Annotated in this window: 16 protein-coding genes; 1 reads left to right on the forward strand and 15 read right to left on the reverse strand. The window is 56.5% G+C overall.

The genetic code is table 11. The features are described from left to right. The first annotated feature begins 1 nt into the window (after window position 1). Window positions 2-1,225: an acetyl-CoA hydrolase/transferase family protein gene (locus tag ACN0VD_RS07360; protein WP_417593187.1), complete on the forward strand. Its 1,224-nt coding sequence runs from the start codon at window positions 2-4 to the stop codon at window positions 1,223-1,225. A gap of 28 nt (window positions 1,226-1,253) precedes the next feature. Here ACN0VD_RS07360 and ACN0VD_RS07365 read toward each other — a convergent pair whose 3' ends face one another. The 15 genes from ACN0VD_RS07365 to ACN0VD_RS07435 form a co-directional block, all read right to left on the reverse strand. Then, window positions 1,254-2,444: an acyl-CoA dehydrogenase family protein gene (locus ACN0VD_RS07365; RefSeq protein ID WP_417593189.1), complete on the reverse strand. Its 1,191-nt coding sequence runs from the start codon at window positions 2,442-2,444 to the stop codon at window positions 1,254-1,256. Window positions 2,445-2,462: 18 nt separating this feature from the next. Further along, window positions 2,463-3,083 (reverse strand): TetR/AcrR family transcriptional regulator, encoded by a 621-nt coding sequence (locus ACN0VD_RS07370; protein ID WP_417593191.1) that lies wholly within the window; start codon window positions 3,081-3,083, stop codon window positions 2,463-2,465. A 221-nt stretch (window positions 3,084-3,304) separates the two neighbouring features. Continuing rightward, window positions 3,305-4,012, reverse strand: a complete 708-nt coding sequence (locus ACN0VD_RS07375) for an SDR family NAD(P)-dependent oxidoreductase (protein ID WP_417593193.1) — start codon at window positions 4,010-4,012, stop codon at window positions 3,305-3,307. 42 nt (window positions 4,013-4,054) lie between these two features. Next, window positions 4,055-4,459: a VOC family protein gene (locus tag ACN0VD_RS07380; RefSeq protein WP_417593195.1), complete on the reverse strand. Its 405-nt coding sequence runs from the start codon at window positions 4,457-4,459 to the stop codon at window positions 4,055-4,057. A 14-nt stretch (window positions 4,460-4,473) separates the two neighbouring features. Continuing rightward, the gene (locus ACN0VD_RS07385) at window positions 4,474-5,634 is read right to left on the reverse strand and encodes a thiolase C-terminal domain-containing protein (RefSeq protein WP_417593197.1); all 1,161 of its coding nucleotides are present in this window, start codon (window positions 5,632-5,634) and stop codon (window positions 4,474-4,476) included. Further along, complete coding sequence (locus tag ACN0VD_RS07390; protein ID WP_417593199.1) at window positions 5,631-6,512, reverse strand: SDR family NAD(P)-dependent oxidoreductase; 882 nt, start codon at window positions 6,510-6,512, stop codon at window positions 5,631-5,633. The genes ACN0VD_RS07385 and ACN0VD_RS07390 overlap by 4 nt, the downstream gene beginning before the upstream one ends. Before the next feature lie 19 nt (window positions 6,513-6,531). Further along, complete coding sequence (locus ACN0VD_RS07395) at window positions 6,532-10,005, reverse strand: indolepyruvate ferredoxin oxidoreductase family protein (RefSeq protein ID WP_417593201.1); 3,474 nt, start codon at window positions 10,003-10,005, stop codon at window positions 6,532-6,534. A gap of 4 nt (window positions 10,006-10,009) precedes the next feature. Then, on the reverse strand, window positions 10,010-10,990 hold the full coding sequence (locus tag ACN0VD_RS07400; RefSeq protein WP_417593203.1) for a VOC family protein: 981 nt from the start codon (window positions 10,988-10,990) through the stop codon (window positions 10,010-10,012). After that, a complete protein-coding gene (locus tag ACN0VD_RS07405; protein ID WP_417593205.1) occupies window positions 10,987-11,460 on the reverse strand; it encodes a Zn-ribbon domain-containing OB-fold protein in 474 nt (157 codons plus the stop codon). Before ACN0VD_RS07405 ends, ACN0VD_RS07400 begins: the two co-directional genes overlap by 4 nt. A 6-nt stretch (window positions 11,461-11,466) precedes the next feature. Then, window positions 11,467-11,934, reverse strand: a complete 468-nt coding sequence (locus ACN0VD_RS07410) for a MaoC family dehydratase (protein ID WP_417593207.1) — start codon at window positions 11,932-11,934, stop codon at window positions 11,467-11,469. Window positions 11,935-11,939: 5 nt separating this feature from the next. Continuing rightward, window positions 11,940-12,695 carry an enoyl-CoA hydratase/isomerase family protein gene (locus ACN0VD_RS07415; RefSeq protein WP_417593209.1) on the reverse strand — a complete coding sequence of 252 codons (756 nt, stop codon included), beginning with the start codon at window positions 12,693-12,695 and terminating at the stop codon, window positions 11,940-11,942. Further along, on the reverse strand, window positions 12,685-13,485 hold the full coding sequence (locus ACN0VD_RS07420; protein WP_417593211.1) for an enoyl-CoA hydratase/isomerase family protein: 801 nt from the start codon (window positions 13,483-13,485) through the stop codon (window positions 12,685-12,687). Before ACN0VD_RS07420 ends, ACN0VD_RS07415 begins: the two co-directional genes overlap by 11 nt. Further along, window positions 13,478-14,617, reverse strand: a complete 1,140-nt coding sequence (locus ACN0VD_RS07425) for an acyl-CoA dehydrogenase family protein (protein WP_417593213.1) — start codon at window positions 14,615-14,617, stop codon at window positions 13,478-13,480. Before ACN0VD_RS07425 ends, ACN0VD_RS07420 begins: the two co-directional genes overlap by 8 nt. A 96-nt stretch (window positions 14,618-14,713) precedes the next feature. Next, complete coding sequence (locus ACN0VD_RS07430; RefSeq protein ID WP_417593215.1) at window positions 14,714-15,181, reverse strand: MaoC/PaaZ C-terminal domain-containing protein; 468 nt, start codon at window positions 15,179-15,181, stop codon at window positions 14,714-14,716. Further along, on the reverse strand, window positions 15,178-15,693 hold the full coding sequence (locus ACN0VD_RS07435; protein WP_417593217.1) for an FAS1-like dehydratase domain-containing protein: 516 nt from the start codon (window positions 15,691-15,693) through the stop codon (window positions 15,178-15,180). Before ACN0VD_RS07435 ends, ACN0VD_RS07430 begins: the two co-directional genes overlap by 4 nt. Between the last annotated feature and the right edge of the window lie 9 nt (window positions 15,694-15,702).

The raw sequence follows: 15,702 nt of genomic DNA on the forward strand, positions 1-15,702 counted from the left end.
TATGGCCGTGAAGCAAATTGACGCACTTGGCGTGAAACAGGTGCTACGCGATGCGGAGAAACTCTTCCTTCAGGGCATGTCGGGGGAACCCCGGTCGCTTCATGCGATTGTTCAGGATGATCCTGAGACGGTTTCCCACCTCTCGGTTCTCACCTCCTTCGTTTCCGGGATCAATCCATATGATTGCGCTCTGATCAGTCGCGCGGCGAATGTGACAGGTTTTTTCCCATTGCCCAAAGATGCTACGGGGAATTATCGGCAAATCATTTCGACCTATTTCGGTGTATCGGACGCCATTCGTGCCTTTGCGGCAGACACGGTGTTCATCCCCGTAAGCCGACCCGACAAGGACGGGATGGTTACGCCCGGCCTTTCCGCAGAATTTGTTGCAGCGTCGCTCGTTTCGGCATCGCAGAAAGTAGCGATTATTTGCCCGTCTCTGCCGGTTATCCCCCACGATGGTTGCCTGTATGTTGACCAGTTCAGCCACAGTTATATCGATGATACACCGCCGCGCAGTCTTGCTCCGACCGGTGCTGCAGTCGACCCGGTTACCGGCGCAATTGCCGACCATCTGGCCGGTTTGATCTGCGACAATGCCACCCTTCAAACCGGTATCGGACGCGTACCCGGCGCACTCTTTTCCAAACTCACCCGGCACCGCAAGCTCAAGATTCATTCTGGATTGATTTCGGGCGACGTTCGAATGCTCGTCGAGGCGGGCGCAATCGACCCTGATAGCTTGATGCATTGCGCGACCGTCATGGGCAGTCAGGACTTCTATCGCTGGCTGGACGGACGGACGGATTTTCAGCTTTATCCAATCGATCATACTCATAATCCGGCAACGCTCGCGGAGATTGAGGGACTGATCACCGTAAATTCGGCAATTGAAGTCGATTTACTTGGTCAGGTTAACGCGGAGAAAGCCGGCGACCGTTACATCAGCGCTGCGGGCGGGCTGCCGGATTTTTCAGCGGCCGGTCACCGGTCGCCGGGAGGATGTTCGATCATTGCGCTGCCGGCAACCGATGCGAGCGGGCAACGCTCGCGAATTGTCCGTCGGTTATCAGACGATGCACCGGTCACGGTTCCCCGCACCGATGTCGACTATGTCGTGACAGAATATGGGATCGCCGATTTACGCGGCAAAACACCCGACGAACGCACCGCGGCGCTGATAGATATTGCCCTGCCCGATGCCCGGGAGAGATTGACACCGTAGCGTGGGCGGCACCCGCTCCGTCAGACCGTCAATATTTGAGTGGAAGTTCCAGCGCTCGTCGGGCGATGATATTTTTCTGGATTTCCGACGTGCCCGCACCGATTGTGTCGAGCGCGGTCGCCCGATAGGACCATTCCCATTTGCCGTCAGCGGGTGCATCGGCCTCATCCTTGTGGAGGAGCCCGTTTGCACCAAGGCTATCAAGCGCAAAATCAGCGAGACGCTGATGCAGGGCGGTGCTGTAAAGTTTGCACATCGCCGCTTCGATACTCGGTACGCGACCGAGCGTTGAAGCATAGATCACCCTGCGTTGCAGCATCTTGGCTGTTTCCACCTCTGCAGTCAGCTTGGCGAGGCGCCGGCGAATTTGGGGCTCGTCAAGAACTGAATTTTGATTGCGCACTGTGTGACGGAGAAGCTCGCGTATTGCGATCAGTTTCTCTTCAAGCGGGCTGAAGGTGTAAAAGGTGAAGCGTTCATAATCGAGCGCCTCGCAAATATAGGTCCAGCCCTTGTTTAATTCGCCGACCAGATAGGCCTCTTCGACAAAGACATTGTCGATGAAGACCTGATTTGTGACATGTTCACCCATGGTTTCGATCGGATGAATTGTGATCCCCGGCTGATCCATCGGCACGAGAAAAACGCTTATACCCTTATGCTTGGGCGCATCGAAATCTGTGCGGGCGGCGAGCCAATACCAGTCAGCAAAATGGGCCGAGGTGGTGAACATTTTCTGGCCATTGATCCGCCAGCCATTTCCCTCCCGCTCCGCGCGTAGCTTGAGCGCCGCGAGATCGGACCCGGCGTGTGGCTCGGAATAGCCAAGGGCAAATTCAACTTCAGCGCGCAGGATCTTGGGCAGGAATTCCTGCTTCAACTTCTCCGAACCATGGCGGATAAGCGTCTGGCCGACGCAGCCGACACCTTTACCAATTAGCGGAGCGCCAACCCGCGACAGTTCCTCATTCAGCAGATATTCGTATATGCCCGGCCGGCCTTGCCCGCCGTATTCCTTCGGCCAGGAGAGGCCGAGATAACCACGCTTCGCAAGTTCCCTGTTAAAGGCCTTCCGCGCCGGTGTATCGGCAAGGATCGAATCCGATTCGCGTTCGGGGCACATGATATCGGCCGCATCGGGCCATTGTCGAACTTCATCGAGAAACGCCCTAACTTCAGCCACGAACGCAAGCTGATCGGCATCAAAATCAAAGTCCATGGAAACGCTCCGTGTTTTTCACTTGGTAAGATATTTTACGAACGCATCAGACAGTTGATCGACCAACTGATCGTCGGTGACAACCGGGGCATTATTATCGAGATAGGCATCGATGCTACCGACGATAATATGCTCGGCCACAAACATCGCGACCTCAAGGTCTTCGACCTTAATCTCGGTGCGGTGATGCTGATAATAAGCACGGATCGTATTGTAGAGGAACTTTTCGGTTGTCACGTTTCGGGATAGCCGACCAAGTTTGGGAACTTCGCGCGGTAGACGCAGGAAAATGAAACTATATTGTTTGCGGGTCTCCAGAATCGTACGAATGATTTCGCGCGCCGATTCCTCCAGCGGCTTGGCCATATTTTCGATCAGGCAATCGCGCAGTACTTCTGTCGCGTTCATTACCGCGCTTTCAACCAACGCTGCGGCAATCGCTTCCTTGCTGGCGAAATATTGATAGAGTGAGCCAATGCTCACGCCAGCGACTTCTGCGATATTGTTGGTCGTCGCCGCATCATAGCCGCTTTTGAGGATGATCGATTCAGCGGCCTTCAGGATACAATCGACGGTAAATTGCGCTCGTTGTTGTTGCGGTACTTTGCGTGGGGCGAGTTGGGCTTCCAAGGCACTCATAACATTTCTCTCCTCCGCCGGTGAGCGGTATAACAGCGAAGCATACTGACTGTGAGCCCAAACGGGGGCTTGTGCCCCGGTCCGTATCAGCTGAGCCAATCATGCTCTATTCCGGTTCTTCGCGTGTTCCGTTTTCGACATCGCGATATCCAACTTCAACTCTATAACAAAAACCGAAACTTTGCTCACATTAAACTCGCATTTTGCGAATAAGACGAAGGTCAGGGCTCAACAAAACCAAGATCAGCGTGCAACATCGTGCCGTTGAGCACTGGGCTATGCGCGGCATGAAAGATCGTCTCGGCAATCTCTTCGGGCTCGATCAGACGGTTTTGCGTAACCAGCGACGCTAGATGGTCAAGGGCCTTTCCGCCATAGTTGCGCAGCATCTCGGTATTGGTGAAGCCGGGACATACACAGGCTGTGTGGATGCCGGTACCAGCCAGATCCTGCGCGGTGCTTTTCATGAGACCTGCTGCTGCATGCTTGCTGGCGACATAGGCCGCCATACCAGAGGTCGCTCGATGGCTGAGGGTCGATCCAACATAGATAATTGACGAGCCCGCTGACATTGAGGGCAATATGAGTCGATTAAGGATTGCCGGTGCGACGACATTGATCTCGAGTGAATTTCTGAGGCCGGGAATGTCGATATGCGCAACATCGCCGGGCAGCTGAAGTGCGCTATTGTGAACAAGACATATCCGTTCGGCTCCATCCAAGGCCGAGGACAGTTGATCACCGACAGTTTCTTCCCAGTCGCTTTGTGCGAAATCGACCGTAAGCTGCAGCGCCGTATCGATAGGGATGGGTGAGCGAGCGAGATTGACGATATCAAATCCCATTTCGGCAAACCGCTTGGCCGTGGCAAGTCCGATGCCTCTACTCCCACCCGTGATGACAAGGGTCTGGTTTGATACTGAATTCATCCTGCTTTCCTCTCCCACAGGGCGCTTGCGTCTAACACTGCGTTACGCCGATTCCATCAATTCGACTGTGTTTCCGTCCGGGTCGGCAATCAATGCCGCCATAACGCCAGGCCGTGGTTCGACAATATCGTTCACAATATTCACGCCTTTGACGCGACATTCCTCGATTACTTGGCGCAGATTGCCAATGTGAATGGTAAAATAGCGCAGACCGGTGACTGCCAGATAATGGTTTGCAGCCGCATCTGCCTGGGGGGGGTCGTTCAGGACGAATAATTTTATGACACTCGTGCCGCATTGGAGTTTGATGATCCGGCCGACTTTTTCAATCGGCACCTCGCCAACCTCTTCCAGACCCAGCAGTTCCTGATAAAATTCGCGCATTGCCGATTCGTTGGCCGTGACGATCCCGAGGTCAATAGAATCCCGTACAATTTTCAATGTCATAATCTGTCTCCGCTCTAGCGTCTGATGATCAGAGCGCCATTGGGCGTGCTGTCACAAGTGCTGACCAGGCAAGTCTCGACGTCCTCAACCTGATTCACTGCCGATCCGCGCAACTGCTTGACGCTTTCGGTTACAAGATTGGCACCGTGCAGATAGACTTCGGACAGGCTTCCACCCGACGTATTAACGGGCAGCGCACCGCCTGGGCCCATCCCGCCTCCGGCCACAAATTCCGCCGCTTCACCGCGTTTGCACAGACCATAATTTTCAAGACTGAAAAGCACAAGCGGGGAAAAGGCGTCGTAGATCTGCGCAACGCCGATATCTGCAGGACCAATATCCGACTGTCGCCACAGATTGTCCGCCGTCGCGCCCGATGAGCTACGGAACGGATCGGCGCCGTGATAATCCGTCATCAACTGGTGTTCGCGCGTCATCCCCTGCGAAAAGGCATGGATCAGAACCGGCTGTTTGCGCAGATCGCGCGCGTGCTCCGCGCCGGCAATAACTATCGCGATGGCCCCATCGCTCTCAAGGCAATTGTCGTACAGGCACAACGGATCGGCAATCATCCGTGCATCCATATAGGTGGCCATGTCCAAAGGCTTCTCCCGCATCAGCGCATCCGGATTGCTATTGGCATAAGCGCGCTGGGTCAGCGCGACAGCCGCAAGATCCTCACGCTTAGCGCCATGCTCATGCATATAGCGCTGCATCATGATCGCAACTTCGTCGACCGGACGCGAAAGACCGTGAGGCCGAGACCATTTCCAGTGATCATCAATCCGGGGTTGAACACCCGCCCATTGCCGTTTGGAAGGATCGCCACGCTTACGTGACCGCCACACGACTCCTACCTTGGCTATGTCAAGTGCAATTGCCATAGCCACCTGGCCAATTGCGCCGCAAATAGCGCCCCCGCCATGAGCCACCTGACTGAAATAATGGAGCTCACCAAAGCCTAGATTGCGAGCGATCTCAAATTCGGGGGTCGTCTCCTGGGTGAAGCAGCCCAGCGCATCCACTTCACCCGCATCGATTCCGGCATCGTCCAGTGCCGCACGGATGGCGATACAGGCGAGTTGCAACTCGGTCTCGGGCAGTCCTTTTGCAAAATTCGTTTGTCCGATGCCGACAATCGCGGTCCGGTCCTTGAACGCAGCGTCCCAGGTCATTCGGACGGCTCGGGCGGGGTTACGCCATCATGGAAGGGATAGGGTTGGCCAAGCATGCCGAGCGCGCCGAATTCCCCCGGAAGCTGGCGCATGAAATGGTCGGTAAGTGCTTCGACGGTCCATCCGCCCTCGCGGACCAGCGTCTTGCCATAATGCGGCTGAACCATGTGCGCCACGCGTTCGCCGCCCGATCCGAAAATCTGGCCACTGACATTCCGCGCAAGATCGCTCGCGAGGAAAGCAACCAGCGGACCGTTCAATCCCGGGTCGATATAGGGCAGCTTCTGACCGGCGAACGTATCCGACATCCGCGTCGTGCCGGTCGGGCCGATGGCATTTACGCGAATACCATAGCGGGAGAGTTCCAACGCCCAAGTGTAGGTCATAGAAGCGATCGCGCCTTTGGCGGCAGCATAATTGGTTTGGCCGAAGCTACCGAAATGCGCCCCCGACGTGGTGTTGATGATCGCGCCGCCTTTGCCGGTCTCGCGCATGGCTTTGGCCGCAGTCTGGCTGCACCAGAAAGTCCCTTTCACATGAACCGTCCAGACCGCATCAAATTCCTCATCGGACATTTTCAGAAAGGATCGATCACGCAGATTGCCGGCATTGTTTACTAAGACGTCGACGGAACCGAACCGGTCAATACAGGTCTGAACCAAAGTCTCCGCCCCGGAACGAATACCGATATTGGCATCGCTGGCAATCGCTGCACCGCCTGCAGCCTCGATCTGGCCAACCACCTCCGCAGACGCCTCGGGATCAATATCATTGACGACGACACTTGCGCCTGCTTCCGCCAGTGCGAGACAGTGACCCCGTCCAATGCCGCGTCCACCTCCCGTGACGATGGCCGCTTTACCTTCAAGAATTGTCATTCCACTTTTCCCATTGTGATCAGGCTGGCACGGCTTCGCGCCGCGCCTCCTCAAGTTCGGTGATCAATTCACGCTTCGCTTCGCGCATCCGGGCGATATGCTCGTCCTTGACCGTATCGTATCCACGTACCTGTTCGGGCCATTGCGCGATGCGCACCGCCACATCGTGGTTCACCGTGTTGATACGATTGATAATCATTGCGATATCGCTTTCATATTCGTCGATCAGATCGCGCTCGAGACGGCGGTGCGCGGCATAACCAAAGACATCGAACGGCGTGCCGCGTAGTTTCCGAAACTTCGCCAGCAGCTCCAGTAATGGCCGCATCCAGCCACCAAAACTGCGCTTCCGATAGCGTCCTGTCCGCGGATCCCGCCGCTGAAATATGGGAGGCGCCATATGGTACTCGATGCGGAAATCGCCCTCGAATTCCTCTTCGAGTGTACGCCTGAATTCATCTCCGCTCAGCAGGCGCGCGACCTCATATTCATCCTTGTAGGCGAGCAATTTGAAATAATATTGAGCGACCGCCCGGGCGAAATCGTCCCCGCCAGCGTTCAGTTGTTGCTCAGCGTTGCGCGCATGATCAACCAATGCGCGATAGCGCTCTGCATAGGCGCGATCCTGATAGCGTTCGAGTTCGGACATGTTGCGGGTAATGATGGCATCAAGCGTATCAACGTCTTCCGTGTCCGCTTGCTTCGGCGAGATCATATTGATCAGTTTGCCCGGGGCGTGTGCTGCAATCCTGCCCCAAGCGATGGCGGCTCGGTTCATTTCAACCGCAGTGCCGTTCAATTCGACAGCTCGGTCCAGCGCTTCGAGCGAGATCGGGAGCCAGCCGCGCTGTGCCGCATATCCGACAAGCATAAGATTGGCTCCAACTTCATTCCCCATCAGCGCATATGCTAGCCGGCTTGCCTCAATGAATTCCACCGCTTTGCCGCGCTGGGAAATCAGCGTCTTCATCGTGCTCGCGTCCAGATCAAGGTCAGGATTGCTCGCAAAATCCGATGTTGGCGCAACACGGCTGTTCACCACAGCGCGGGTCAGTTCTGACCGCATCCGGCCCAGCACGTCGGCGCTAGCGGTGACCACGATATCGCTGCCGATTATCAAGTCGGCTGTGGATATCCGAGTGGCCTGCAGCGCTTCCGGCGAAACGGCGACGCGAACATGGCTGGTCACGGGACCATTGCGTTGAGCGAGACCCGTGACGTCAAGCACCGACGCACCCTTGCCTTCGAGATGCGCAGCCATGCCGAGAATCGCGCCTAAGGTTACAACACCGGCGCCGCCGATGCCGGTGACCAGCAGATTGAAAGGCTTGGCGACAGCTGCGGGCTCAGGGGAAGGAATCGAGGCAAGGATATCCTGATAACTATGGCCAATACCGCCGCCGCGCTTTCTAGGGCGTCCGCCGTGAACGGTGACGAAACTTGGGCAATAGCCTTCGAGGCAGGAAAAATCCTTGTTGCAGGCGGATTGATTGATCCGCCGCTTGCGGCCTAATTCGGTCTCAATCGGTTCGATGGCGATACAGTTGGATTGGACGGAGCAATCGCCGCACCCTTCGCAAACCCGACTGTTGATGAATGGTCGGCGATCCGGGTCTTTTGCGTTGCCACGCTTCCTGCGACGGCGCAGTTCGGTTGCACAATTCTGATCATAGATGATCGCTGTGGCTCCAGCGATTTCCCGCATCCGGCGTTGGACCTCGTCGAGTTCACGACGATGATGCACCGTTGTACCGGGCGCAAAATCGGCATCACGACCATAGCTTTCGGGATGATCGGTCACGACCGCAATCGCCCCAACGCCCTCAGCCTTTATCTGCTTGGTCAGCTGGTCAACCCGCATCTTTCCCGCAATTGGCTGGCCGCCGGTCATGGCGATGGCATCGTTTACAAGGATTTTATAGGTGATATTGACCCCTGCCGCGACGGTAGCCCGGATCGCCAACAGGCCCGAATGATAATAGGTGCCGTCGCCAAGATTCTGGAAAATATGCTGTGTCTCGGTGAAGGGGGCAATGCCAATCCATGGTGCGCCCTCGCCGCCCATCTGAAACAATGTCGGTGTGTTCCGTTCGGGTAGGAAGGTAGCCATGCCATGGCAACCGATACCGCCAAAAGCGACGCTGCCTTCTGGGAGTTTGGTTGACTGGTTATGAGGGCATCCCGCGCAAAAGCTGGGCATGCGTGCCAGAGAGGCGGATCGGGATATAGGCATATCCTTGGTCTTTTCATCTTCGACAAGGCAGCCCAATCTCTTGCCCCCACCTACCAGGGATCTCAGCCGGGCAGCTATCAGCTGACCAATTGTTCCGGGTGTCAGCTCGCCTTCGGCCGAAACTAGTGGCTCGCCCGTCGGGTCATACTTGCCGGTCAACACTGGGTGATCGGTCATATTGACGAGCAGGCGGGCGAGTTGATCTTCAATGACCGGACGTTTTTCTTCAATCACAAGAATTTCGCGATGACCCGCGACAAATTCGCTGATGCCCTCCGGTTCCAGCGGCCACGGCATGGCGACCTTGAAAAGCGACAAGCCCAGCGCCTCGCAACGCGCGGCATCCAGATTCAGATAATCAAGCGCCTGCATCACGTCGAGAAAGGTCTTACCGGTCGTGACTATTGCCAACTGCTTGTTGGCCGACGATATCACGGTGCGGTTTAACCCGTTCTCCCGAACATAGGCGAGTAAGGCGGGGATACGCTCCTGATATTGCCGTTTTTCTGCGACCAATGCAGGGACCATCCAGCGCGTACTGCGTTTACCGTCGGCATTTTCATCATCGGGAAGTTTCGTCTTGATGCGGTCCGGGTCGATCTCGACAGACGCGCTGCTTTCGATCGTATCCGTCACGCATTTCATGCCGATCCAGCAGCCCGAATAGCGGGACATGGCAAAGCCATGCAGACCGAAGTCGATATAATCCTGCACCGACGACGGGTTGAGATAGGGCATGCCGAAATGGATGAATGCGTGATCGCTCTGGTGGGCTATGGTCGAAGACTTCGCCCCATGATCGTCGCCGGCAAGGACCAAAACGCCGCCATTGGGCGATGAACCCGAATAGCTACCATGCTTCAGCGCATCGCCTGACCGGTCTACGCCCGGTCCCTTGCCATACCAGATACCGAAAACGCCATCATAACGCGCATTGCCGAACAGCGCGACTTGCTGGGAACCCCAGACCGCTGTTGCGCCGAGATCTTCGTTGATGCCTGGTTCGAAATGAATATGATTTTCCGCAAGCAGATCCGGTACCTGATTGAGTGCAATATCATAGCCGCCGAGCGGTGATCCGGTATAGCCTGAGATGAAACCCGCCGTGTTCAGCCCAGCCGCGAGATCGCGCTGCCGCTGCATCATGGGCAGACGGACAAGTGCCTGTGATCCCGAGAGGAAAACCCGTCCTTTTGTGCGGGTATAGCGATCTTCTAACCTATATTCGGTATCGATAGTGAGGGCTTTAGTACTATGCATCGGATTAGGACGATCTGTCCGCGTTCCGTTGGCGAGCAACTTCACCGGCCTCAATAACCGCCTCTATCAGCCCGTCATGACCCCAGACATCGCCTTCGCAAAACTCGTTCGGCGACCATGTGTCGTCGAGCAGTTTACCACCGCAGCCGATTTCAATGTCGAAATTGCCGGGCGAGCGCATATAGAATGAGAGCATACCGTCATTGCGATGGCGGCCAAGCGAGCTGACAACAGCAGCACCCGATTGCTTGGCCCGGTCCAGCGCCATGCCGACATCATCAATCGTTGCCATCTCGAACAACAAATGTTGGATAGCGCTACCGCCGCCCAAATCGACCATCGCCAGGCTGTGATGCCGTTCGTTGCAGCGCAGGAACTGCAACGACGAGTCGGGACCGTAACGGATATAGTCTGACAGTTTAAACCCGAGAAGCCGTGTATAGAAATCGAAGCATTCGGGTTGGTTGTTCACGAACAGGTTGAAGTGACCTATCCCAAGATGCCCGGCGACAAATTCAAGACCCGGGAATGGTGAAGCGAATTTATAGTCGGTTGTTGGCCCATAATAAAGTTCGATCGAATTGCCCGTCGGATCTTCGCAATAGGCAATTTCCGTCACCGCGCGCCCGAAAGCTTCATCGGAACTACCGTCGCGAACGGTAATTCCAGCTTCTCGCAACTCGGCGATCCCCGCTTCGAGCTCAGCCGGCCCAGCGAGTTCAAGCCCCATATAGAGCAGATCCCGGGACCCATCGGTCGGGTGAATCGCAATCCGCCACTGGCGCTCGTCCATCTTGAGATAGACCGTCCCATCGGGCCCCGTGCCGGGTTTGCCACTCGTCTCCCCAGTCTCTCCTGCGCCGTCCCAGCCTTCTCCTGGAATAGCGCGCGCCGGCATCATACCCAGAACCTCGGTTCCAAACGTCAGCCAGCTATCGGGATTGCTACTGCCAAGGCCGATATATCCGAGCGATTTTATCTTCATTGCTGCTTTTCCTTTTCCGGGAGACCGTCATTGCCTGCTGGAAACCAGCATGGCAGCGCGACATCATCGACGAGTTGAATAAATGTGAGATTGACAGGCGCTCCAATCGCAACGGTATCGGGCGTAATTCCGCCAATAGTTCCGCCAGCTGGATCGGCCAGCGCACCAACGATCCGGATCGCCGGAAAATCGTCGGGCACAATGACCGCAACGATGTAGGGCGCGATTGCGGCAAAGGCGGGAAGCAACGGGGGATGCGGGATCGTGTAGGACCAGATCGTTCCCTTGCCCGAAACGAGTTCCCAGCCGAGTTCCATCGACTGGCAAACCGGACACATAGCACGCGGCGGATGCTGGACATGGCCACAATCACGGCAGCTCTGGATAAGCAATTTCCCGTCCTTGCATCCTTGCCAGAATGCACGATCGACCGGATCATGAGTGGTTGGAAGAGGAATGGTCTCGATCATATCCGCTCACCCACGATAGAGAAGCTTCCAGTCGAAACAGACCGAAGGCTTCTCGGATCCGACGAGATGGATGGCAACGCCAACTGTTAGCATCGTCCCGCCTTTTTCTTCGGCAACATCGACGATGCGTGTGCGGCCATGAATGGTAGAGCCAGCGGGAACCGGGGTCACGAAACGCACCCGTTCCAAACCATAGTTCAGTGCATTTCCATGACCGATGATCAGGTAATCTGCATTATTCTTGATGATTGTCGACAGGGCAAGGACCAGAAATCCATGTGCAATAGTCTTGCCGAAAGCACTCTGGGCTGCCCGTTCGGGATCAATGTGAATCCATTGGCGATCACCTGTCATTTCGGCAAAGGCGGTGATCATCTCCTGAGGCACTTCCAGCGGCGCGCTCCAGGGACCGAACTCTTCCGATTTGTGTGCGGTGAGCGCGGCTATGTCATCAAATCGTATCTCGTTCATCATATCCGTCATTTCATTTGAGAAGTGGTTTGTGCTGCGCGAATATGCGCCAGTTCCCGAGCCTCGCGCTGCTCGCCTTTGATCGCGTTTGGTAAGGAGGCAGCAAGAGAACCGGCCAGTGCGCGTTTGCTGGCCGCCGTCGCCGGTCCGTCATTACTGGCTATCATATGTGCACGCTCGCGCGCGGCCTGGTTCAGTTTTGCCTCGCTATACACTTGGCTGATCAGGCCCGCATCAAGTGCCTCGGCGCAGGTAAGGGTCGCGCCGCTGAGCAGGATGTCCTTGGCGCGTGACAAGCCAACGATGGCGGGAAGCAAAACGGTCGAACCCATGCCCGGCATCAAACCGAGCTTCGCAAAGGGAAAGCTGAAAAGAGCACTGGTCGACGCGATCCGGATATCGAGTGCCAGTAGCATTGTCGCGCCAATCCCAACCGCTGGTCCGTTCACGGCAGCGATAATCGGGGTGTCGATGGAAAAAAGCTCGCTTACAAAACCATCAATGAAATATTCTTCTCCGATCCGTAGTCCATTGCGACCGCGCTCACCGTGCAGAAAGGCCCTGTCCGCACCGGCGCAGAAAGCCCGACCGTTTGCAGTGAACAGAATCGCTCCGATATCCGGGTCGGCGGCGAACGAACGAAAGACCTCCACCAATTCATCGCCCATGTCGGGCGTGTATGCGTTCAGCTTTTCCGGACGATTCAGCGTGATGACGCCAACCCGGCCGTCTCGTTCGATCTGCACGTCACGCTCAATCGTCATCGAATAGCTCCGAATCGAATGGCTGCCATTGCGGCGCGCGCTGCTCAAGAAACGCGGCCACGCCTTCGGCCAGGTCCGGTCCTTCATTGTGGATCAATATTTCCTGCCAAGCCCTCTCCAATGCGGCTTGAAGCGGCAACTCGAGCGACTGCCAGATGGCTTTTTTGGTCCGCGCCATCGCTGATGGCGAATTCTTCGCAATTGCGCCCGCCATTTCCCGCGCGCGGGGTATCAGTTGGTCCGGCGCAACAATCTCTCCGACCATTCCGAGCGCCAGTGCCCGTTCGACAGGCATTCGCTCGCCACGTCCCAGCAATGCAAGCCGTAATACGGCCTCTAATGGCATCCGCCGCGCCAAAGAGATCGGTTCCAAACCCGCTACAAGGCCGACACTGACATGGGTATCGCAGAAACTGGCCGTTTCGCTGGCAAGCACGATGTCGGAATCGGCGATAAAATGTAGTCCACCACCCACTGTCAGTCCATTGATCGCGCAGATTACGGGCTTCCAGGTCCGGTTTTGCAGCCCGGTCCAGCGGATGGCGTTGTGGCTGGGGGCATTGTCCCTGTCGAGCTGCGGCAGATCCGCAACATCGGCACCCGTGCAAAAGGCCTTCTGGCCCGACCCTGTGATGATTGCGACAACCGCTTCCGGATCGCGGTTGAATGCTTCCCATGCTTGGGGCAATTCGAGATGCATCTGCTGGTTGATCGCATTGTGGCGATCCGGCCGGTCAAGACAGATGGTCGCGATGCCATCTTCAACCGCATAGGCGAGCGTGTCAAACATCGGCCACGTCGCTATCTATCGTCAGTCGCGCGATCTGATCTTCGAGATAGGTGTCGTCCCAGTTGAGCAATTGCCACTGCTTGGCGCGGCGGAAAAACAGCTGTGGGTCGGCTTCGGTCGTATATCCCAAGCCACCGTGAACCTGTATGCCCAGAGCGGAAACCTGGCGGAACATGGCGCAGGACTGGAGCTTGGCTATGGCTGCTGCTGCTTCGAAGGCGCGGCGATTATCGTGTAGCCAGCCTGCCTGATAGACAAGGGTCTGACACCCTTCAATCTCGACGAGCGCGTCGGCGAGATAATGGGCAATGGATTGAAACCCCCCAATCGGACGGCCAAAGGCTTCGCGCTCTTTGGCATAGGCCGTGCTAATTTCATGAACTCTCCGCGCCGCGCCGACCGCCTGGGCGGCAAGGACGACAAGCCCGCGAAACATGGCGGCGTGCCATGCGTCTACAATATTCGCGCCGCTTTGGATCAGCCCCTCATCAGGGATGGTAACATCTTTGAAAGAAACTTGAAAATAGGGTTCTGTCGCCAGATTTTTCTGGACACGAATTGCTACGCCCTGCGCCTCGCGCGGCACGATAGCTGCCACGACCGTACCGGTCTCGCGATCGCGACCAATCACGAGAAGTTGGTCAGCAATCGTGGCGAAAGGGACGAAATATTTGGTGCCGCAAATCCGGACACCACCAGCGCTTCGTTCGAACACAGTTGATACGTGCTCAATACCAGTGCTGATGCCGGGCTCTGCCGAAGCCACGGAGACGATCAGGCTGGCATCGGCGATCCCTGGCAGCAGGCGACTGCAGGCGGCCTCATCTCCAGACTCCGCAAGAATTTGCGCGGCCAGAATCGAGCTGGTGAAATGTGGCGTTGGAACCAGATGCCGACCCAGTTGCTCATGGACCAGAGCAGATTCTAACAGGCCCATCGCAAGGCCGCCAAATCGTTCGGCAATCGCAATTCCGGGCACGCCAAGTTCGCATAAGTCCTGCCAGAAGGCGCGCGGGAAACCGTCGGGGTCCGCTTCAATCTGCCGTAATGTTTCAAGCGGGAAACGATCTTCGCACAGCTGCCGCAACACGTCCTGGAGCAGTGTTTGTTCTTCAGATAGTCCCAATTCCATGATGTGCGCCGCCCTGTACCGTTGCTACGGTCAGGGTTGTGCGCGGCTCCGTCCCTCCATCTCAACTTTGTTTGCGCTCACATTCTGTAAAGGCAATCAGGGGTGCCATTTAACGGCGGGGCAATGCCAGGGAGAAGGCGCACGGGCGGTTGCTGGCAGGGCCAGTTTCACGGTTGCGGTCGTTACCGTTTTTTCCGCGACCAGCACTTCGATATCTATTTCCACCCAGATCATTCCGTCCTGCTCAGCCGTCACATCGACGACCATGCCGTTGAACGTCGCAACGCCTCCCGGGCAGATGGGTCGCCGCATGGCGAAGCGCAGCCGCCCAATCCGCCCCATCGGACCGCTCCAGTCCGTCACAAAACGGCTGATCAGACCGGCTTGGGTATAATTGTTCATGATGATATCGGGCAGCCCGGCTTCTCTGGCCCAATCGGGGTCATGGTGCTGGGGCTGCCAGTCGCGGGTCGCAGCGGCACCCATGATGATCAACTTCCGCGTAAGGGGAAGGGCAAGCTCCGGCAAACGCATACCGATGCGCGGTTGTGGTAATTTTGTCATGCCTCTGCCTTTCCATAGCCCAGAAAATGAAGCGACTGTATGCCTGCCAAACTACCGTCCGGCTTGCGATAGACCACATCGATATCCCAATTGCGGCCGATACCGAGTTTCGTCTCGCGCTCTTCTTCCACCCTGCGGAGGATCTGTTCGGCGCGCACCGAATCGCCATGCCGCAACGGCTCATGCAGCTCGAGTTCAACCTCGGTGACGAGGCCGTTCTTGATGCCGAGGGCATCCTTGACCATGAAATGCAGCTCCAGCGTCCGCAAACTGGGTCCGGATCGGTCCGGTGCCCAGTCATGCTCGATTGCCCAGCTGGGCAACATCATAGGCGGGGCGATAACCGATTCGGTTTCATCGCGTGAAAGTGGATAGTCCCAATATAGCGGGTTCCCATCTTCCACTGCCACACAGAAGTTTGTCCACAATCCCTGCTCAACGGTTACCACATGATCGACAATGATCACCGGTTTGCCGAGCCAATCTTTCACTTTTTGCGGCAGATCATTCATCTCGATTTC

The sequence above is a fragment of the Parasphingorhabdus sp. genome, assembly GCF_048267785.1.
In the GTDB taxonomy this organism is placed as follows: domain Bacteria; phylum Pseudomonadota; class Alphaproteobacteria; order Sphingomonadales; family Sphingomonadaceae; genus Parasphingorhabdus.